Here is a 22,099-nt window from a genome sequence, read left to right as displayed (position 1 = left end):
TTGTCCTTTTCTTACCTTGCGTTTATTGAATGTTCAACTTTTGAATGTTCAGCTTAATATTCTGCCTGATTTCGTCTAATTCCTCTTTCAGAATTTCAATATCCAATTCAAGTTCACCGATATTCATCGGAAGAGGTGTATCATTAGATTCCGACGTTACATACCTCGATACATTAAAATTGTAGTCATTGGTTGCTATCTCTTGAGGAAGAACAACTGCGCTGTATTGCGCCTCTATCCTATCATTGTTTACACCAAATTCTTCCTTAAATTTTTTATATACGGAGACAATATGTGTAATATCCTCTACTCTTAATTTATTTTGTCGTTTATCTGCCTGAAACTCGCCGCTGGCATTAATAAAAAGTACTTCTTTCTTTTCCCCTCTGTTTTTATCCAACAGAATTATTACGCAGGGTAGTTTCGTAAAGTAGAATAAGTTGGAAGGAAGTGCTATTACAGCATCTAGCAGATTATTTTCAACTATTGCTTTGCGCACTTGTTGTTCCTTGCCTTCCCGGAACAACAAACCATGAGGAATAATCACACCAATACGTCCCTTAGGGGACGCGGCACTGATCATATGTTGTATATAAGCCCAATCTCCCTTCATTTCAGGAACAATTCCCCAATTGAACCGGTTAAACTTGTCATTTAATGCGATATCGTGACCCCAGTTATGGATATTCCAGGGTAAATTAGATATTAAAACATCAAATTCAAGCAGCTCTCCTTCTTTTGTCAATAGTGGACTTCTGATCGGATCTCCTATTGTGATCTGCGCATCGTCTAACTCTAACAGCAACATTTGAATTCTGGTTAATATAACTATTTCGGCTAAGGCTTCCTGGCCATACAAAGCATAATTATCTGAGGGATTATTATGAATATCCGTTACAGCAGATGCGGCTTCAATTAACAAAGAGCCATTATTACATGCAGGATCAAATATCCGGCTTCCGGCTTTCGGGGCCATTAATTTTATTAGCAAGCTATGTAGCTCAGTGGGAGCATAAAAGTGTTCTGTGCCAGTAAAGCCAGACATTATAGGCCAGTATGATAAAATTCTTGACAGCAGCATCTCACGAACAATCTCCTTATTATTGTTGTTTGCTACCACCAATGTCATTTTGCCAACGGCTGCTACCAGATGGACAAGAAATTGTCGCCAATCTGATTCTGACGCTCCAGCTCGGGTTGCATTGTTGAAATCAACGTCTCGAAATAAATCGCCGAGTTTGTGCTCATTTGCCAATTCAATACTCCTGGTATATTGATTAAGAATATTCCCAGCCGATAAGCGATGTGAATGTATTTGCTTATGGAGAGTTATAAAATTTGTGCCAAGCGGTAGCACAAAGCGTTCACGTTCCATCTTGCGGTTGATCAAGTCATGATCACCTTGATACTGCCTCAAATATTGCTGATATCTGACATCCTGATAATCATTTATGTACTTCAACAACACCATAGCAAGTACACAGCGTCCAGTATACCCACTATCGAATTGCCTGGAAAAATCATGAAGCCTGGAAAGTTGAATCTGGATCTCACGAAGCATATTTTCCTGAATAGAAATTGCGCTCATCCTTATACTGTTTTAAGAAGATTAGATAAATTCGTGTCTATTAACAGGCTTTCTTTCTCGAGCAGGGCGAGTTGTATTGACTGGAGCCTGATTCTATTTCTGTACAACTCACCAAAAATCTCTTGCTTTTTCATGTCGAGTATAGGGATTTGCAATTCTTGGATAGCTTTAATAGGTAAATTCAGCACCGTGGTACCTGCCTTCCGTGATAGGAAGTAATTTTGTGCATCCACCTGCTGCATGTACCAAGTCAGATAATAAGGATCAAGTTTCCCTGCGGTGACTCGTATAATTACAAAAGCAGAAGTGGCTACCGCTTTGGTTATTTTGCCATCAAATACAATCACCGGTGTGTTTCTCCCTTTGCATAATACCAAAATATCCCCTTTTACAAGCAGATGCTTCTCTGCAACATGGCCATCTATTTTAGTAGCATCAATTGCATTAAAAGAATGTGTTGCAACGTTTATGTCTCTTGGCTGCAACAAGGTGTATTCACCTTTGTACGCATTGTCTAAGGGAGCCCTGGGTGTATAACCGAAGTAAATATCTGCGTATTTGCTAAGATGGAACATGTATTTATAGTTTTGGCGGCATTCCAAAGGTAGAAAAAAATATCACAAACGGAAGAAAAAATAAATTACACGATCCTTTGTATAGGATTATACAAACAGCTATACTGGCATTATTAATAGGTATATTGGCGATACCGGATATTAGGTTTGTATATCACGGTACATATTATTAACCGTTACTCATCAAAATGATAATTAAAAGTGGTTGGAAATATATTCAGAGTGTTTCTTAGATTAACAGAAGGTTTTATGTAAGCATTTGCGTGTCCCTCATCTCATTATGGAATCTAAATTATTTATATACCCTGATTAATTTACGCTTTCTATGTAGCAGGAGATCCGTAAATGATGCAAATTTATATTTCAAGACAGGCAAAATCTTGTTGAAAGTCCAAAAAGGTTTACTCACTTTTCATCTTCTATAGATGGCTTCGAATTCAAACTTGTCTGATGCTGCAACCTTTTTCCAGAACACACAATTCCTTTCTTATCTTACTCATATTGACAACCTGGTTCTAAATCCTCTAAAACCAGTGTTAAAGCAAAAACTAGGGGCAATTTAATCTAAACATCCAAATAGTCATTTTTAACTATATATTATTTATTGTTTATCAATGACATAACGGATTGGAATCCATGCTCCTAAATTTCAATATCGCCTCCATATCTGCACATAGAAAGTTCGAACATTGTCCCCTCCACCCCACAAAATCTCGAAGGAACCCGCGCTAGTCGCGGGTTTTTCTTTTATGGTCGATTAGTTAGTCAAGTATCTAGGCGAGTTCTCTCTCATTTCTTTATCGTACTTCATTAAGAAACGATTATTACAGATTCTTCTCCTCTACCAGCAATAATGTATAGCCAAATTAGATTTGCGAAAAGTGTGAAATTCCATCTCGACTAAGTTTTGAGGATTACTATAAACTTCTTTGTAGTATGAAGTTGGGATATCATTTCCGGAGCGTTACTTGAAGAACTCATATCTAAAACTATGCTTACTGTCTGGTAGGTTCAAATTTTGGTAATTACCTAATAGCTCCAATATTTACGTTATTGAAAGGCTGTATAGAATACCGTATCAATAAAGAAAAGTGTATTGGATTTCACGATAACATTTTCATCATGTATATCTTCAAGAATCAATCCTAACTCTTTGTTGTAATAATTGTTGGTAGGAAGTCCATTCCTTAATGTATTTTCAAACCCATTATATGCCAATAAATTTTTAACATCGGCCAGATCAACTGCATCATCAGATGTAACAAACGGTTGTTTTAACACGATGCAAAATGTATCTTCAATTTCAATAAATCCAAGAAAACTATAAGCTGTATTGGGGAAAAGAAGATTGTGAATCACAATACTGTTAAAGAACTCCAACCATGTGGCATAATAAATTCCATCATTTAATTTAATAACACTGTTAGTTTCTGCTTCAAAATAAACTTTGGATTCACCACCTCTGGCTAGATATTGGGATTCGTTTGGGGCTTGCTTTATCCAAAGATTTTTTTCCGACGCGTAGGTTTTTAAGAATTCGACCTGCTCTTTTTTTGTGATTGCTTTACTTTCGAAATCTCTTTTAACCGTTGTACTTGTGCTAAAGCTTGCGCATAGGATATTTCTGGTTGCTGTGCAATTATCTGCTGCCCCCTCAATGATAACTCCGTCAATGATATTTTTAAGTTTGCTTCTGGTATCATTAGTATCCATTTGAAGTAAAACTACTAAAAATCAAGGAAATTTTGAATTTCATGTCGACCCAACTGCACAACAGGATGATTTTCAATACAATTGTAAATACTTATAACTAAATCTAATCGGAAAATTGATTCCTTTAAATTACAATTTTGTTTAAATAATCTCGTGGGTCACCAAGGAAATTTTCTCCAGATCTGCCACTAATAGGTTCGAACATTGTCCCCTCCACCCCGCAAGAATTTGGGAAGACCCGCGCTAGTCGCGGGTTTTTTGTTTTATGGTCGATTAGTTAGTCGATTTCCCTTTAATTTCCTTAAATAAATAAAATACTTCTTATTTATTTCTTAGTGATTCACCCAATGGCATATGTTAATCGAATGCCAGGCAATTTTTTGGGGGAGGGCATTTGACGTGTCAATAATAGTAAGAGAAAACGGTGCTGCCATCCGGTACATAGAAAAGTAAAAGCAAAGCTACCAACTACTTAAGGTATTCTGTGGCTTTGCACTTTTGTTCTCCTAAAAAGGTAACCGACGTTTTAAAACATCCAACTATTAGTATCTGGGTTTAAATCCAGGGCGTGGGCCAGATCTGGAGAAACGATTATTTTCTCGTCCTTCAGGTTTTGGCCGAGCCTCATACACTACTATTGTCTGGCCAGCAACTACTGAATTATTTAATTGCTTAATTGCCTGTACTGCATTAGAATCGTCTGGCATTTCAACGAATGCAAAGCCTTTAGAACGGCCACTGTACTTATCATAAGCTACATTAATACTATATACAACTCCAAACGGGTCAAATAAAGACCAAATCTCATCTTCAGTTGTTCTGTCACTTATATTACCTACAAAAATATTCACAAATATAATTTTAATTAAATATACATATTACTGAAAAATAGGGACTAAAAAGAAAAAAGAAGCCCAAGCTAAATCAGAAGAAGCCAATGCAACTTTGCTAAAGTTAGAGCAATAAATTGGGTATTACAGGATTACTCTATGGGGATATTACAAATGCGTCAAAAGTTAGCTCCCTGCAACTCTAACGCCCGTTAAACTAAAAATGGTTATTGGTGATTAGCTAACAACCATTTTTAGTTTACAGGTAAAGAATAAAATTGTTAACCCACCCATTAAGAAGGAGGCAAATCACGAACATTCTGTTTGGATAGCTAATAATAATTTTTTATTTCTAACACTCTCCTAATTTTCATACAGATATTCTCTTACACTGCACTTTCCCGCTCTTTTTATCAGATCTTTAGGCAGCATATTTTTATAATTCTTAATCGATAATTCCATTGTACATGTCTATATAAAGTCAGAAAAGGCAGGTAACCTATTACTCAATAAACTATAGAAGATCTCCTGATAGAAGTACGTGCAAAAGACAACCGACAATTATTTAATTACGGCTTGTATGTTGAAGTAGTTCTAATAACCGATAATTTAAATATAACTTTTCTTTCCCAACTTGTTCGCTCTTCAGAAATCCGTTTTCTTCTAATACCGTTAAATAACCACCAACTGTTTTTAGATTCCCAAGCCCAGCTAATTCCAATTGAGAACGTTTAGTATATGGTAATTTGAAAAGGACTTCAATGAGATCTTTAGAATATATCCTCGGTAACTTTTCCTGAATTTCAACGCTCATCTGTTCCATTAGCCTTTCAATTTCAATAATCTGATGACGTCCTTTGGAGGATGTCTGCTCAATCATATCCAGCATATATAAAATCCACGAAGCCCAATCTTTCTCTTCCGTTACTCTCCTTAAATTTGCATAATACTCATTTTTATGCCGGATGATATAATCACTTAAATACAATGCAGGTAGGTCTAATAACCCTGTCAGCTGGAGATACAGTAATATGATAATTCTTCCCGTACGGCCATTGCCATCAAAAAATGGATGTATAGCTTCGAACTGGTAATGAATAACAGCCATTTTTATCAACGGATCTATTCCGTCTTCAGCATGGATAAAATCTTCAAGATTCTTTAATTTTTCCCGAATTATAGATTCTCCTTCCGGGGGCGTATAGATGATCTTTTCTGTTGCCGGGTTTTTCAATTGTGTTCCAGGTACATTACGAATACCCGAATTATTCTCTTTTATAATCTACATGATGGAAATAAAGAGATTAGTAGTCAGAACAGGCTTTTTCTGAATTTGCTTTATCCCATACCAAAGTGCATCTTTATAATGTATTACTTCTTTAGTGGCAGAGGAACCTCTTCCTTTTTCATTAATTGAAGCTCTGAATAACTCATCCTGTGTTGTGATAATATTCTCAATAGCAGAACTTGCCTGAGCTTCCTGCAAATTTATAGTATCAATAAATAAAGTAGGATTAGGGAGATTGGTAATTGCACCTTTTAGCTCTGATAAAGACCGACTAGCTGCGATGGTCTTTTTAAGGATAGTAGTATCCTGGTAGATCATTATAAGGAATAGATGAATTATATGGCATATTTTTCCATTTAAAAACGCGGGTAAATTTTGTCCTCAAAAGAAGAACAAGGGCAAATATACGTAATTTTCGCCCTCGTTAAATAAACAGAGGTAATTTTCGCCCTCGTTCACATTTCAAGGGGAAATCATATATTAATGACGGGGATCTCAAATTAATTTCACTAATAAATGTCTGAATTTCAAATAAATTATCTACGAACCGGTTCGAACATTGTCCCCTCCAACCCGCAAAGCCACTCTTAAAGAGTGGCTTTTTTTGTTAAAACCCACCAGGATAAGGGTTTTAGCAAGAAAAGCATATTAAGTAATAACAAACATTACCAAAGAGAAAGGGTACCTGTTTTATTTCCGAAATTGGCCCCCTCGGGTTAGCCCAATGTTTTTGTGAGATGGGTTTAGGAACGAGCGAATTTTTATTCGATCACCTAAAATGTGTGTTATGAAGAAATGTGTGTTATGAAGGTCAATGAAAAACTTTCCATTCTATTAATTCTGGAAAAATCAAAGGCATCTAAAGACGGAAAGATGCCAATTACTATCCTCCTGACTGTGGACTCCAAAGAGCGGAACTATCCCTGGGTCAAAAAATATTACCCGATTTATTCATTGCTTTTTACACTGTCGTGTGTTAACAAAAAGGCAGCCTTAAAAAAATCGCTGGTTAAGGCCGGCATGAGTCAGCTTTTTCATAACTTTAATCGAGTCGGCAGAGAGAACTCGCTCCGGATCCGCTAATTAGTCGCCTAATGTTAGCGGCAACCCTAAAATAGCACTAAAAATAAGATGAAACAGGAAAATGTGCAGCCAAAAAAATGGGAAATATTCAGCCCCTATTTCAAACAAATAGAGGTTCCGGCTAAATCCATCCTCTTGCAAGAAGGGAAAGTATCAAAAACTATGTACTTTATTGAAAAAGGATGTTTGCGGACTTGGGTTAACAATGACGGCAAAGAAATAACCACTCAATTCTTCTTTGAAGGTGACAGTGTATCTTCCATTGAAAGTTTTAGAACTAACCGGCCAAGTTTATACAGTATTGAAAGTTTGGAGCCCTGTGTCTTACAGACCATTTCACAAAAAGATTTTCAAGATATTATCCAAAACTCACCTGAGCTAAAAGACAATCTGGTTGAACATCTATTTATGCGGCTTATAAAAAGTCAACAGATTTTCTTTTCCTATTTAAAAAATACGCCTCAACAACGCTATGCAGAATTGCTGGAACAGCATCCGGAAATTATAAAACGCATCCCACAGCACTATATAGCTTCTTACTTAGGCATTACTTCTGTATCTCTAAGTAGGATACGCAACAGAAGATAAAAAAACTTTATTAACAATTGTTATCGTCCGGCGGTTAAATCCTTCTCAATTTTACATTGTAAATGAACAATAAAAATGAGAACAGTAATCGTATATAACCATCCTTTCGAAGGAAGCTACTGCAATGCCATACTTAGCGTGGTTACCAATGGGCTTCGAAAAGCCAACCACGAAATTGACCTGATGCACCTTGACCGGGAAGAATTTAACCCCAGAATGTCTGCGGAAGATTTAACAGGCTTTGTAGCACATCAAGCCGTAGACCCACAGGTAATCGATTACGGTAAAAGATTGGAAAAGGCAGACCATCTGATTTTTATTTTTCCGATCTGGTGGGACATTATGCCGGCTACAACCAAAGGGTTTATAGACAGAGTATTAGCACCAGCAGTTGTGTATGATCATCACCCACGAGGTTTCGGGCTCATTCCGCTTTTAAAAAACCTGAAAAGTATTACGCTCATTACCACAATGAACAAACCAAAAGTAATGTATTCGCTGCTCATCGGAAATTTGATTCAGAAAGTAATGTTGAGAAGCGTTTTCAAAACGATGGGATATAAGAACCTGAATTGGATTAGTTATAACAGGGTAAAATCGGTTACCCAGGAAAAGAGAGTCAAATGGTTAAATAATTTAGAAAAAAGGTTTACTGATTTTAAATAGACTTTAACAACAAAAAACGAATTCTAAAAAATGAAACCAGACAGAAAATATGTAACACCCTTCATCTCCTTGCTGTTTATAGTCTTGGCTATTACGGGGATTTTTATGCTATTTCATCTCTTTGATGGATATACTGAAGTTGCACATGAATTAATTGGAATTGGGTTCGTACTTGCCGCAATTTTACATATTATACTAAATTGGAAAGGCTTAAAAGTCCATTTTATGAAACAAGTATTTATGCCAGCGGCCATTGCTGTAACAGTGTTAACTTTAACTTTTGTTTATCTGGAACGAAAGCAACTGCCATTAGATATTGTTATTGTCGACAAAACATTTAAAGCTCCTTTAAAGGAATCATGCAAAATTCTGAACATAGACTATCCGATAGCCATCAGAAAGTTAGAAGAAAAGGGGTATAAAATAAGCGACATAAAAACGCTCGAAGATATTTGGAAAAAAAATGATACAGATCCACAGGAAGTTATTGAATTACTAATGGACTAAACTTTTTGAAATCAACAGGGCGGCAGCGTGTCAGGATGATACCAATGAGGTAAGTCCAGTTTAAACTTACTTCCAGGGTTACGTTTTAACTGTATTGGGCGCGATTTAATCCGACAAATCAAAAATTTGTCATCACGACTTATTCTTACAATTAATGTATAGCGCTTTGTTGAAAAAAGACAATTAACTCTTTTGCGATTTTTTCCGGGCTGTTGTCATTGTCGGCGGCCGTATGTCCTAAACCATGGAATTCTACACGCTTTGCCTTTGGCAAAGTGGTGCTTAATGTATCAAGTGCAAGTTTAAGGTAACGTTGGCTCCTTGTTCCTCCCATCAGTAGCACTTCAGCTTTAATTTCTTTACAACCGTCTATCAGTCCGGAAGATTCACGAACTAATATGAGATCGTAATGCATCGTTGGAATTAAGGATTTAAAGGACACGTCATCGCCCGCTTGTTTCTTAGCATTTGCGTTTATAGCAATATTTAGCAATGGTGCAATTAGGAAGCCGGGCAGGGCTGTAAAAAATGAAGGGTCGTCGGTGCCTTTTATGGCCGTGAACATTGCTTTTCCAAGGTTTCCGCGGGAGAGGGCTGATTCATAGCGACCGCTCCAGGCCGCAGGGTCGGTTCCTTTAACTGGGATCGGAGGTTCGTAGAGGACCACTTTTTTAAGCGCTGGTTCTATGATGGCCGTTTGAAGTACACCTATTGCACCGGAGCTAAGCCCGAATATCTTATCAGTTGCCGTCTTATGGATTAATGCCAGCAAATCCTCGCTTTCTGATCCAATGCCATAGTTCTGGCCAAACGGACCACTTAAACCGCGACCCCGCCTGTCTGGAATATATACAGTGAATTCAGCTGATAAGAAGCTGGCAAGTTTGATGAAATTTTTAGAAGTCATCATACCGCCATGGACAAGGATAACTCCAGGCCCGGCCCCAATTTGTCTATAACCGACTCTTGTTCCATCCTTTGACACCACATAGTCGGTAGTATAATTCTCTGGGAGGTTCATTGCCTGATCTACGTTTATAGGTAAGAAAAAGTTGTGTTACCCTGGTTCATTTCTGTCCGATTAAATATCGGCAATTACATTTAACTCATAGTACTCATTTCATCCAGTAATCAGATCCGAAATATCTGTTTCCCCTTGTGACTTCGTAGCCAGTCAGTAAATAATTAAAAAGGGCGTGATAGATCAATCCTTTTTTCGCCATCGGATACGAATGGATTCTAAACTCCAATCCGGGAATGGTCATGTTGCAAAGATCATGTGGGACAAATTTATAATCCGGAAATCTAGTCTTTATTTTCTGATATGCTTCTTTAAAAATCTGCTCGTACTCTTCAAATGGCGAAATTGTAATGGCATTAATTGCCTGGTAGAATCTCCTGTTTAGCTGTAACATGGAACCGTCCACCCCCCAAATTGTAAAAAATGGCCCTAGTAGACTGATGGCAACATGTATTCGTTTAAAGACCGTATGATTGCCTGCTTCAATGTTGGACAATTCCAGGTAGAAACTGTAGGAAGGAACTTCACCATAAGTGGTACCCTCTGATCTTAAATTCAATCCCTTGCCTAAATCCGTTCCAATGGATTCCCACTGGTCTTTGTACACCTTCCCATCCGCAAAATTCACTTCAATCAATTTTCCGAGAGCCCTTTGCCCCTTAAATTGATGGTAGATTTGCCATGCCGGATCCGCAGCTTCCGGGGAATTTGGCAATATCCCAATCGGATAATAGTGATTTATTGTTTCATAAACTAGCCAATAGTCACATTTTTCTGAATTGAAGCTAAAGTTTTGTTCCATAGTTTTTCATTTATTAAACGGTGATTCATACTATAAGGTAAAGCAAAGCTTCCTTTCTTCCTCATATTTACTCCGATTTCCAAAATTAGTAGCCGCTAAACTGCAAATGATGCCGGGCGATGCGAGGTTATCTACACATTTGCACGTGATGTCTATTCATTTGCAAAACGAGTCGATTCATTCTCAAATTGCATGCAGGTTATAATTAATATCGTCCTTATAAAAAATCAAAAGAATGAAAAAAATACGCTGCCATTCCTTTAAAAGGAAAATACATTTGGCAATAGGTTTTGCTATTCTGCTGATCTGTATGACTGACACCATGATTGCCTCCTCTAAAAGACAAACTAAAAGCAGGACTATGAAAAACACAGATTCTATTAAGCTAACACATCAATACATTACCGTTAACGGAATTAAATACCATTATGCAGAAGCCGGGAAAGGGCCTCTGGTTATACTGTTGCACGGTTTCCCGGAACTATGGTATTCCTGGAGGCAGCAACTGTCTGCGCTTGCCCAGGCAGGTTATCATGCTGTAGCACCAGATCTGCGCGGTTTCGGGGAGTCAGAGGTTACAACTGACGAAAGGGATTATAGCTTAATTCAGCATGCCAGGGATGTGAAGGCGCTCATTGATCATATTGGCGCTGACAAAGTTGTAATAGTAGGACATGATTGGGGGGCAAATCTGATGTGGACTATGGCACAGCTATACCCGAATACGGTAAGTGCAGTAGTCGCACTGAGCATACCTTTTTATCCGGAACCAAGAGACCCGGCAATGATCCGGAAAAAATGGTCAAGTGTTTTCACTAATTTTGAAAAGAAAGGGATTGTGGAAACTGAATTTGAAAAGAACCCCGAGCGGTTTTTCAAACTTTTTTTCTATGCCCTTTCCGGAGATGCACCGGACGGTACCATCGAAAAACTTTACTTAAAGACAACACCCAATGACAGGTTAATGACCTCCTTTCCTCCAACAGATCACCTCCCCGCATGGCTTAGCAAGGAAGATCTTGATTATTATGTCAATGCATATAAAAAGACAGGTATAACCGGCGCATTAGGTTTCTATCGTAATACTGATGAGGACTATCCGAAACTTAAAAAAATTTATAAAAGAGGAATCACCCAACCTGTACTGTTCATTGGTGGGGCAAAAGAGGCTGCTATTAAATTTGGCAGTACAGAGCAGATGAAAAACAGTCTTCCGAATCTCAGAAAAGTCATTCTTTTGGAAAATTGCGGCCATTGGGTCCAGCAAGAGCGGGCCCAGGAAGTAAACAATGCATTGATTGAGTTTTTAAAGCAGGAAATAAAATAAGCACAATAGCGCTGATCCTTCTTTCAATTCCTTTTCAACAACCAGTGCAAAAAGCAAAAGAACCTTCCGGTTTGTTGCTGCTGGAAGCTTTACATTTCCCATCCGGTCCGCGAAATAAACCCGAAAGTTTAGCAAAAGATTAAAAGCCTTCAGATGAATAGCCTGAAGGCCTTTTTCGTATTGTGCCAATGCAGCTATTCCGTCTTCAAACTCCGCACCGGATTCACCATAGCGGCTCTTACTGCGTGGAAACTCACCGTAAGCACCGTAATACCGACAGTGATTATGGCCGCCAGGATGAAAACCAGTGGGCCTATGCTGATGCGATATACATATTTCTCCAGCCAGTTATTAAGAAAATAGAAGGCCAGCGGAGAGGCGATCAAACAACTGATCATCACAAGTACAATAAATTCACGGGATAATAATGCCCATAACTGCATGATAGACGCTCCCAATACTTTCCGTATGCCAATTTCTTTGGTTCGCTGTTCTGCCATATAGGAGGCCAGCCCAAACAAACCAAGACAGGAAATAAAAATTGCCAACAGAGAGAACAGACCGGTTAATTTACCGATCAGCATTTCCAGTTCAAATTTCTTTGCATAAGCTTCATCGGCAAATTTGTAGATATAGGGATAAGCTGTATTATACTGTCCAAAGATCCCGGCAATCCTATCAACCGCTTTTGTTGTACTCACCTTTGGAGACAACCGGTAGGTAATAAATCTTGCTCCGCCAGGGCTGTACATAAAGACAGTAGGAGTCGGCGACGAAAAAGGAGATTCCATAATTGCATCCTTGGCGACACCTATGATCTTTAAATTATGACGGCCATTGTAAGCAATAACCTGTCCTATCGGGTCTTTCAGCTTCATCCGTTTAATAGCGGCTTCATTCACGATTACATTCAACGAATCGGCGCTTGTATTACCAGTAAAGTCCCTGCCTGCAGCCAGATCTATATCCATCGTTTTGAAATAATTATTATCCGCAACAAACACAACTGCAGCACCTACTTCCTCCACGGGTGTTTTTCCAGGCCAGTTTTCGATACTGCTGAAGTTCCTGAGTGCAATGACGGTCTCCGAAGACATGGTTACATCCGTTACCACACCACTCTGCAGCAAATCATTTTTTAAAGCCGGATAATTTTTCTTCAGATCGCTGCTGGCGTCTGTCATCATTAACCGTTGCTGATCATAGCCTACAGGACGTTCCTGTGCATATTTTATCTGCTGATAAATAATGATGGTGCTGATGATGAGTGTTATGGAACAGGAGAATTGTATTAATACCAGCATTTTTCTCGAACGGACCGCTCCACGATCTGCTTTTAATATTCTGACAGGTCTGAAAGAAGAAAGATAAAAAGCAGGGCGGCTGCCCGCCAGTAAACCAGTGAGCAGCAAATAGCTGATCATAATGACCCAGAAAAATACATTCGTGTATGGAATGCGGATAGTTGCCTGTGTTAATGTATTAAATGAAGGTAATGCAATCTGTACCAACAGCAGCGATACGATAAATGCGGCAAAGGTAATCACAAAAGATTCTGTCAGAAATTGTAAAATCAGTTCATATCGCTGGGAGCCCATGACTTTTCTCACGCCTACCTCCTTTGCTCTTTTTTCAGACCGCGCTGTAGAAAGATTCATAAAATTAATACAGGCAATCAGCAGCACAAGTATCCCGGTAATACTAAATACTCTTACATAGCTGATCATCCCACCCGTAGCAACCCCATTTTTAAACTCCGTATAGAGATGCCAGTCTTTCATTTCCTGCATGATTACTTCCGTATGCGAATGCTTGTATTCTTCGGGGTTATATCTGGCTATGATCTTCTTCAGTGCCGGCTCCACCTGCGCATAGGATACTCCCGGCTGTAATGACACATACACATTGGATGTAATCTGGCCCCACATGTTGAGGTATTCTTTTATATCGCTGTTCTGAATAAGATATTCATAAGGGATAACGTAGTTAAATTTCAAAGTAGAATTGTCCGGAATATCTTTTAACACACCAGTCACTTTCAGATTGTTCTGATTATCGATACGGACAATCTTATTCAGCGGATCTTCATTTCCAAATAATGATTTTGCGGTCGACTCCGTAAGTACGATCGAATAAGGATCATTTAATACCTGCTCTGCGCGGCCTTTTAACAAAGGATATTGAAATATTTTCAGGAAATCATTCTCCGCTATTATTCCCGGCAGGTATATCTTCTTCTCTCCCGCTACCAGTCCGTGAGGTTTTATCCAGTCTGTCATGACCGCATGTTTGATACCCGGAACGTCCCTTCTCAATGCTTCTGCCAATGGCATAGGTGAAACAAGGTAAGCATATACCTCTCCATTATTCCCGGTACCTTTTAACCCGGCCTTGTAGATCTGCTGACTATCAGGAAGGAACCTGTCATAAGAATACTGATACCAGATCCACAAACCAATGATCAATGCCACTGCCATCCCCGTGGCAAGACCCAATATATTCAGCAGACTATATAATCTATTGTGGATAAGGTTGCGCCAGGCGAGCTTAAAATAATTTTTAAACATGGAGATAGGTTTGATACCCACGCCACTAATAAAATACCAGTTTCTAATATTATAAAAATCAATGAATTAAAATTGCTGGTATTTTTCAACCTGTCCGGTTTTGTACAGTTGATGTCCGGTTTAAAGATCTATAAATCGGTCGCTTTATAATAATTGGTTTTCTTTACCGGGAAAGCACCTTGTGCCAGCATTTGTTTGTAAACATTGCCGGTGGCTATCACCGCTCCCCTGTTTCCCGGGTTACTGGGGTAGGTCATCGTGGAGCTATGCGAATAGCCGATCATATGGCCCATTTCATGCACTACAATAAAACAAACATCAGCAGTCAGGTAGTCATTCAATATATGATTGGCCACGCCAAAAGTAGCGCCACCACCTAATCCGGAAACATTAACCACCACCCCGCAATTAAATTTAGGAATGTCTATCATTTTTTGAAACGCGGTACTTTTCTGTTCTGTTGTCATCAATACCTGCTCGTTGCTGGTAATTGGTTCGTTTATAAATACACTCCTGGTAGTATCTGCCTGGAAAAGGTAAGCCAGGTTAATAATAAAGCCGGTAAATCTCCTCACATCCTTTGCATCGATATTTTCCTTCCAGTTATTATTGGGGTCGTCGGTTGGGTCAAAATCATGGTATTTAATAGTCCATTTCAATTTGGCCAGTGACTTCAGTTTTTTAATCAGGTCTGTTTCACCGGTAAAATCAAACATTACCTTGCTGGTAGCAATACCGGATGTTTTATAGGCAGAAAGGTCTACTTCTTTATTGTCAGTATCAAGGAACTTTGTGGTGGTTCCGGTAAACGGGTACTTGATTGTCTTTATGCCATGCGCCCTTATTTTACTGATCTTAAAAAGTTTGACGGGCCTGGCCTGGCCTGCTATAGTTAACAGGATAGTGGCGTCCTGTATATCTACCGGCGCGAAGTTGGCCACTTCTATCGTTACGGAATCAATGGCTTTTACCCTTAATACTTTCCCTATTTCATACCGCCGGGATTCAGACGTCATCACTTCCATGGACTCGCCATCTTTGAACATCAGCCCGGAATTATCATCGCTGTCAAACGAATATTCAGCGGTAGCGACAGGGGCAGGTCCGCCGTCTTTGGATTTGTCCTTTTTACAGCTAAAAAGTGCGGTAATAAGCACGGGTACCAGCAATTTCTTCATAGATTGATTGATATGGTCAGTGATAATGTTGATAACATAGACTCAATGCTAATTAGGCAAAAAGGCACCAACCAACAACTTCTATCCTGATAAATATCAATGTTTTCTTGATGATAGTGCTAAAAAGCCGGACACAAACATCTTTACAAAACAAAAGGGTATCGGTGGTCATTCAATAACCACTGATACCCTTCCATGCCTGCATAATCTTACTTGCTCTCTGCCGCCTTTTTATAGTCTGCCAGGGCGTCCTGGTAGTCCGTAACGGTGTAATCAAGTATAGTGCCTAACCACTGACCTTTCTCTAAAGCCTCTTTCGCACAGGCTATCGCCTTTTCTTCGGCTGCAACAGCGCTTTTAGGATCACCGGCTTTTCCATAGGCTTTGGCCAGTCCATGGTAAATGAGCGGTTTAACACTTCCTTCCGCTTCCAGCGCAGTTTTAAAAAGATCTGCAGCATAGATATAAGCCTGTTTGGAAAGACCCTCTTTTTCTAAAATAGTACTGGCTACGAAGGTGCTGATGTGCTGATTTTCTTTTATCCACTGCTTAGCATAATTAAGTGCTGTATCCTCACTAAAATGACTGAGTAACGCAGAGAACTTCATGTTTTTCAGAGAAATGGCTAAGATGGGATTTTCAGGAATGGCCTTGTCGATCATACCAAACGCTTTCTCAAATTCCTTTGCTTTGATAGCTGAGTCAATAGGCAGTAGTACGTTATTGAACTGTTTGGAGATGGCGGCATTTTTTGCAGTTTTCTGTTCAAAATCTTTTGCAAAAGCTGCCATATCAAATTTCCCGGAAATAACCAATCCCATGATAGAGTCGAGGACAACCGGATGACCGATCCAGATAATCTTTCCTTCTTTTAGCAGGAAGGTAGTAGGAATGCCATTCTGGCCGGATGCCTTCATCCATTTATTACCCATGTACTGATCGTTGTTGTCGGCAATCACATTGTACGCCATTTTATCACCGATACTGTTTACGAACTTAGTAACAGCCGGCAGAGATGACTCATAGGGTTTGTCGCCCGTTTTCTCCCAGACATTCACACCAACAAACGTCGCTTTGTCTTCATATTTTTTTGCCAGCTCCGATAAATGTGGCATAGCAGCTTTACACGGACCACACCAGGTAGCCCAGAATTCAAATACATAGAGCCGGTCTTTTTGGTACTCGGTCACCGGGGTTCCCTTTATCCATTTAGCGTATTTTAATGGAGGCGCAGCATCACCTACATGCAGGGTTACATCCTGGGCCCGGGCAATAGTTGCCAGGCAGATACATCCGGCCAATACGATAGCCTTTTTGAAAAATCGCTTACTGTGATGGAAAATATTCATATTAATGATGGGTTTACTTTTTATTATTGTCTACCGTATCCGGGGTTTTGATCACCAATCAAAGGATTGGTATTAAATTCATCCAATGGAATGGGAAAGTAGAATTGCTGTGTGGATGTTATGGTTGGTTTAAGCAATTTTACTTCGTCAAAAGGAAGCCGCATGAATGTCCGCCATTCAATGCCATCTTCACCCGTCAGATTCCTGGCTACTTCATAATAATTCTGCAGCAGGAGATCCGCCGCAGTATTGGCGTTGTCGACAGCCGTAAAGTCGGTTACACCGCCCTTACCCATCACTATTTTAATCAGTGTTTTAGCTGTTTGCAGGTCTCCTCCGGCAGACCGGATAATAGCTTCCGCCTGCAGCAGGTATACTTCTGATAAACGGATGGCATAGGAAGTTTCAGAGAGTTGAGAAGTGTTGCTCCCGTATGCGATATATTTCAGGAAATAATAAGTATTGGGGGAATAAGCCTGGTAAGGCGTTTTCGGCCCGACCATCCAGCTTCCCCTTGGATCGTTTCCGAACAGGTCCTTCAGTTGCTGCGTAGCTGTAAAAAGAGAAGACTGCGCAGGATAATATGCGCGGCTTTGAATATAGTAAAACGCTTCCTGGTTAGGTTGTGGCTTAACGCCGAGTATTACTTCCTTGCTGGTTAACCCTTTAACATAGAAAAGATCTTTCAGGTTATTCTCCAGGGTATAAGTACTGTTTTGAATGATATTATTTCCCAGGGTCGTGGCAGCGGCATAGTCGGCCTGTTGACCATGGCATAGCAGCACTCTCATTTTCAGCGCCATGGCTGCCCATTTGGTAACATAGTAGCTGGGATGATCCGCCGGCGCGTTAGCAATGGCAAAGTCGAGATCTTCCAGGATAAAAGAATAGGATTCCGCCACAGAGCTGCGTGCTTTAGGGATATTGCTTAAAGTGGAAAACTTATCCCTGATCAGTACACCAAAGCGGCTGTCTGTTTTAAACCATTCCGCAAAATAAATGAGCAGGGTAAAGTGCCCGTATGCCCGCATGAAGCGGCTCTCAGCAAGAATTTCATTTTTCCGGGTGCCTGTAAAAGCTTTGTCAGGAACTGCATTCACGCCGTCGATAACAGCGTTTGCAGCATTGATCAACAGGTAACTTTCCGTCCAGACCGCGGGTATATAACCAGCGCCTACATTGTCATTTTTCTCTTCCGCTAACTTCCCGAATCCATAGGCAAGTAACCCGGAGAGCATCCCGCCAGGAATATGATGCTCCCGCCATAAGGTAATATTGTCGGAGGTTACATTCGCGAACCTATAGTATACGCCGTTCAGCGCGGTTTGTGCGGTTTTCTGGTCGGTGATGGCAGTACCTTCCACGCGGGCATTGGCCGGCGGTTCACTCAATTGCTTGTTGCAGGAAAGGAATGTTCCACCGCCGGCGAGTAGTATTATATATAATGATAAACGTTTCATTTGTCTGAATTTTTACTTGCTTAAAATCCGATTCGCATCCCGAATGTGTATTGACGCATAGAAGGATAGGCTGCTGCATCCGTATAACCGCTGATTAAACTATAGGGATCATTGCTTACTTCCGGGTCTGGTCCGGGATAACCGGTGATGCAGAAAAGATTGCTACCCGAAACATATACTAACGCGGTGCGCAAATGCAGCTTGTTGAGGAGTTTATCCGGCAGTTGATAATTAATGGAAATAGATTTCAGCTTGATATAAGAGGCATCGTGTACTGTTGCACTGGAACTACCGGTTCCATAAGTATTGCTTTCTTTAAGAAGAAGCGAGGGCCTGTCGGCATCAGTATTTCCGGCACCGTAATGAGGGAGCAGTATCCGTGTGTTCCGGTTTCCCCGGTCACCAAGGCCAAGTGCATTTACATCCGGCAGGTAGAGAATATCGCCTCCGTAGGAATAAGTCAGCAGGGCGATTACGCTGAATTGCTTATAGCTGAAAGTATTGGAAACACCGCCGTAGAACTTAGGCTGGGCGCTGCCAATTACATCGCGTTTAAAATATCCCTTGTATACGCCGGTATCTATAAGGCCATACTTCGGATAACCCAGCGCCAGGTTTTGCAGCAAACCTAATTTTGCGTAAATACTTTCTGCCTTGTATTCTTCCAGCTCCTTTTCTGTTTTAATAACGCCTTTATACTCGTATCCATAAATCAATCCTATTGGTTCGCCTTCACGCAATACCGTATTACCGATGGAGAATACTGAGTTATAATAAGGATCGCTGTACCCGGTGCTTTGTGGATTTTGCAGATCCTGGTTGATACGGGTAACAGTGGATCTGTTCCCGGAAACGTTTGCCGAGACACTCCATCCCCAGTCTTTTTTACGGATAATATCTGCACGAAGATCTATCTCCAGGCCTTTATTGGTGATGTCTGCAACGTTTACCAATGCAGAGGTAAACCCGGAGCTGGTGGCTACATTATATGCCAGCAGCAGGTCGGTAGTTTTTTTGTGGTAATAGCCAATGGCGCCCCGGAGCCTGGAATTGAATAAGGCAAAATCAACGCCAGCGTCTTTCTGAAGGGTTGTTTCCCATTTAATATGGTCATTCCCCAATTGTGTAGGAATCAGTGCATTGGTGGATGCGTAGGATCCTGGCGTAAACAAGGTATAGAATAAATTATTGCCAAGATTCTGCGTGCCGGTGTAACCTGCACTGGCACGGAATTTCAGCTCGTTGAGCCAGGTGGCACGTTTGAGGAAGGGTTCTTCGTTTGCTCTCCACGCCACTCCGAATGAAGGAAAATAACTTACGCGGTTGCTTTTAGGAAATTTTGAAGATTCATCAGACCTGGCGGTTACCGTAAACAGGTACCTTTCATTCAGCGCATAGTTTGCCCTTAAATAATAGCTCAGGAGCGAACTTTGTGTTTCGCTGGCTTTGGGTGGAAGCGCGAGGGCAGCAGATGACAATCCATTCAGGAACTGATCATCCGGGAATCCCTGGCCGGATGCAGAAAATGTTTGTGTATTGGTTTTCTGCCAGGAGGTTCCTACCAACAGGTTCAGGCGGTTGTTGTCGTTGAATTGTTTGTCCCAGGTGAGGGTGTTTTCATAGAACACATCCGACTGTTGTGTTTGCGCCTGTGAAGCTATACCGCCATCGGAACTCACCACTCCCGATGGATCAGCAATGTTGAGCGAGGAAGGAATGTAGTTCAACTGGTGGTAGTTGGTATAATTAACGGATGCGGTACTTCTGAACTTAAGCGTTTTAAAGATGTCGTATTCCAAAGCGATGGAGCCCAGCAGCAACGCATTCTTCGAGGTATTGATCCCCTGAAGGAGTGCCATCGGGTTTTGAATGCCCGAGCCGGCGGATATAGCGAAAGTAGCGGGATCAAAAACCGCAGGGGTTCCATCTGCATTAAAAGGTGCAAAGGTAGGTGGGGCAAAAATTGCAGAGGAATAGAGCCCGTTGGTTACATTATTTTTTGTAAAGGCATAATCCAGGTTGGTAATCACCCTCAGTTTCGGGGTGATTTCATTGTCCAGGTTAATTTTACCTGCAATGCGGCTGAAATCAGTGCCGAGCAATGTGCCGGTTTGTTTGGTATAAGAAAGAGAAGTATAATACCTGGAACCGGTTCCGCCGCCCCGCACGCTGATATCAGCGTTGTGGGTAATGCCGGTACGGGTAACCAGGTCGAGCCAGTTGGTGTTGGCAGTACCGAGAAAATCGGGGTTATTAATAATGGATGTAGCAATGGCGTCTGCAGGTTTGTTTTGCGAAGCACGGAGCGCGTTCAGGTTTTGCGCGCCTTCCAGCATTACACTTTTGTACTGCGATGCGTTCAGTAGTTTCTCAGTGATGGCCTTGCTCAGGCCGGTGTAGTAATTAGCCTCCAGTATGGGCTTTTCATTTTTCTTCCCTTTTTTGGTAGTGATGATGACTACCCCGTTTGCAGCCCTGGAACCATAAATAGCGGTAGCGGAGGCATCTTTCAGGATGTCGATCGATTCAATGTCATTGATGTTCAAACCAGCCAGGGTGTTTAACCCGCGGGCAAAGGACGAACCTACCGCATTTTTTGCATAGCCGGCGTCGTCTCCTAAATTTTCAACCGGGTTCACGAGGTCTGCGCCACTCTGTACATAACGGTTTTGTATGGTTACCTGAACACCATCAATAATATACAATGGATCGTTTCCGCCAATCAGGGAAGTACCTCCGCGGATGCGGATTTTAGCCATACCGCCGGGGGAGCCGTCCGCCTGTATTACCTGAACACCGGTGGCCTTCCCTGCCAGGGCCTGATCAATGCTCACAAAAGGCGTATTTTTCACTTCGTTCACATCCACCGAAGCCACTGATCCGGTGAGGTCTTTACGGCGCGTGGCGCCATATCCCACCATTACCATTTCATTCAATGTCTTTGCCTCGGTACTTAAGCTAATGAGGATATTCCTGGTGGTGCTGTTTACTTTGTAGGTTTGTTTACCATAACCAAGAAAAGAGAATTCGAGTATGGCGTTTTCCTTTACATTCAATTTAAAGTAACCGCTTTCATCGGTTTGCGTACCGGCGTCTGTTCCCCTTACTATTACTGAAACGCCTTTCATTGGTTTTTTCTCCGCATCTGTAACCCGGCCCTCCACCGCCATTTGCGGGGAAATACTTTCACCAGGATCCGCTGTACGGGAAACGTTTTCTCCCCCAACCGGTTTGGCGGACAGTACAATAGTGTTGCCTCTGAAAATAAAGTTGAGCGGCTGATCTTTCAATACCAGCTGCATAAAATCACCCAGGGGCATATTGTTGGCCGATACAGACACCGCCTTCCCTTTTGCAAGGTCTTCACGGTTTACAAACAGGACATAGCCCGTTTGTTTTTTCACCACCGCAAACACCTGTTTCAGTGAAAGGTTGTTGCCCGAAATGGTTACGGATTGCGAATAGCTGGTAGCTTTAGCCTGAAGAAAGATGGCGATTGATAAATACAGTGTGAGCTTCATCACCAGTAATTTTTTACGGATGGATGGATCCATCTC

The 22,099-nt window shown here is 40.9% G+C and carries 17 protein-coding genes; 4 read left to right on the top strand and 13 right to left on the bottom strand.

What is annotated here, in order from left to right; all coding sequences use genetic code 11:
* Positions 1-22: 22 nt before the first annotated feature.
* From AB6805_RS11480 to AB6805_RS11455, 6 genes are all read right to left on the bottom strand, one after another.
* Complete coding sequence (locus tag AB6805_RS11480) at positions 23-1,588, bottom strand: N-6 DNA methylase (protein WP_370909568.1); 1,566 nt, start codon at positions 1,586-1,588, stop codon at positions 23-25.
* Positions 1,589-1,590: 2 nt separating this feature from the next.
* Entirely contained in the window at positions 1,591-2,163 is a 573-nt protein-coding gene (locus AB6805_RS11475; protein ID WP_370909567.1) for a restriction endonuclease subunit S, read from the bottom strand.
* Positions 2,164-3,213: 1,050 nt separating this feature from the next.
* Entirely contained in the window at positions 3,214-3,876 is a 663-nt protein-coding gene (locus AB6805_RS11470; RefSeq protein WP_370909566.1) for a hypothetical protein, read from the bottom strand.
* 542 nt (positions 3,877-4,418) lie between these two features.
* Entirely contained in the window at positions 4,419-4,727 is a 309-nt protein-coding gene (locus AB6805_RS11465) for an RNA recognition motif domain-containing protein (protein WP_370909565.1), read from the bottom strand.
* Between the two features lie 544 nt (positions 4,728-5,271).
* Positions 5,272-5,940, bottom strand: coding sequence for a Fic family protein (locus AB6805_RS11460; protein WP_370909564.1), 669 nt, complete (start codon positions 5,938-5,940; stop codon positions 5,272-5,274).
* A gap of 48 nt (positions 5,941-5,988) precedes the next feature.
* Entirely contained in the window at positions 5,989-6,312 is a 324-nt protein-coding gene (locus tag AB6805_RS11455; RefSeq protein ID WP_370909563.1) for a Fic/DOC family N-terminal domain-containing protein, read from the bottom strand.
* A gap of 813 nt (positions 6,313-7,125) precedes the next feature.
* Between AB6805_RS11455 and AB6805_RS11450 the strand changes: the two genes are divergently transcribed.
* From AB6805_RS11450 to AB6805_RS11440, 3 genes are all read left to right on the top strand, one after another.
* Entirely contained in the window at positions 7,126-7,665 is a 540-nt protein-coding gene (locus AB6805_RS11450) for a Crp/Fnr family transcriptional regulator (protein ID WP_370909562.1), read from the top strand.
* Between the two features lie 75 nt (positions 7,666-7,740).
* Positions 7,741-8,331 (top strand): NAD(P)H-dependent oxidoreductase, encoded by a 591-nt coding sequence (locus AB6805_RS11445; RefSeq protein WP_370909561.1) that lies wholly within the window; start codon positions 7,741-7,743, stop codon positions 8,329-8,331.
* Positions 8,332-8,361: 30 nt separating this feature from the next.
* Positions 8,362-8,838, top strand: a complete 477-nt coding sequence (locus AB6805_RS11440; RefSeq protein WP_370909560.1) for a DUF4405 domain-containing protein — start codon at positions 8,362-8,364, stop codon at positions 8,836-8,838.
* A 151-nt stretch (positions 8,839-8,989) separates the two neighbouring features.
* Here AB6805_RS11440 and AB6805_RS11435 read toward each other — a convergent pair whose 3' ends face one another.
* On the bottom strand, positions 8,990-9,859 hold the full coding sequence (locus tag AB6805_RS11435; RefSeq protein WP_370909559.1) for an alpha/beta fold hydrolase: 870 nt from the start codon (positions 9,857-9,859) through the stop codon (positions 8,990-8,992).
* A 94-nt stretch (positions 9,860-9,953) separates the two neighbouring features.
* Positions 9,954-10,661, bottom strand: coding sequence for a hypothetical protein (locus AB6805_RS11430; protein WP_370909558.1), 708 nt, complete (start codon positions 10,659-10,661; stop codon positions 9,954-9,956).
* 235 nt (positions 10,662-10,896) lie between these two features.
* Here AB6805_RS11430 and AB6805_RS11425 point away from each other — a divergent pair, with 235 nt between their 5' ends.
* Complete coding sequence (locus tag AB6805_RS11425) at positions 10,897-11,988, top strand: alpha/beta fold hydrolase (protein ID WP_370909557.1); 1,092 nt, start codon at positions 10,897-10,899, stop codon at positions 11,986-11,988.
* A 194-nt stretch (positions 11,989-12,182) separates the two neighbouring features.
* On the opposite strand, the gene AB6805_RS11420 is transcribed toward AB6805_RS11425, so the two are convergent.
* The 5 genes from AB6805_RS11420 to AB6805_RS11400 all read right to left on the bottom strand — a co-directional run bounded on the left by AB6805_RS11420 (position 12,183) and on the right by AB6805_RS11400 (position 22,063).
* On the bottom strand, positions 12,183-14,555 hold the full coding sequence (locus AB6805_RS11420) for an ABC transporter permease (protein ID WP_370909556.1): 2,373 nt from the start codon (positions 14,553-14,555) through the stop codon (positions 12,183-12,185).
* Positions 14,556-14,683: 128 nt separating this feature from the next.
* Positions 14,684-15,733, bottom strand: a complete 1,050-nt coding sequence (locus AB6805_RS11415; RefSeq protein ID WP_370909555.1) for a hypothetical protein — start codon at positions 15,731-15,733, stop codon at positions 14,684-14,686.
* Positions 15,734-15,942: 209 nt separating this feature from the next.
* Positions 15,943-17,082, bottom strand: a complete 1,140-nt coding sequence (locus tag AB6805_RS11410) for a thioredoxin domain-containing protein (protein WP_370909554.1) — start codon at positions 17,080-17,082, stop codon at positions 15,943-15,945.
* 23 nt (positions 17,083-17,105) lie between these two features.
* A complete protein-coding gene (locus AB6805_RS11405; RefSeq protein WP_370909553.1) occupies positions 17,106-18,542 on the bottom strand; it encodes a RagB/SusD family nutrient uptake outer membrane protein in 1,437 nt (478 codons plus the stop codon).
* Between the two features lie 20 nt (positions 18,543-18,562).
* Positions 18,563-22,063: a TonB-dependent receptor gene (locus tag AB6805_RS11400; protein ID WP_370909552.1), complete on the bottom strand. Its 3,501-nt coding sequence runs from the start codon at positions 22,061-22,063 to the stop codon at positions 18,563-18,565.
* Positions 22,064-22,099: the final 36 nt, after the last annotated feature.

Origin of the sequence: Chitinophaga sp. RCC_12, from assembly GCF_041360695.1 — a bacterium.
GTDB lineage: Bacteria > Bacteroidota > Bacteroidia > Chitinophagales > Chitinophagaceae > Chitinophaga.
Note: the sequence above shows the minus strand (reverse complement) of the source record. Positions and strands in the feature narration are given on the sequence as shown.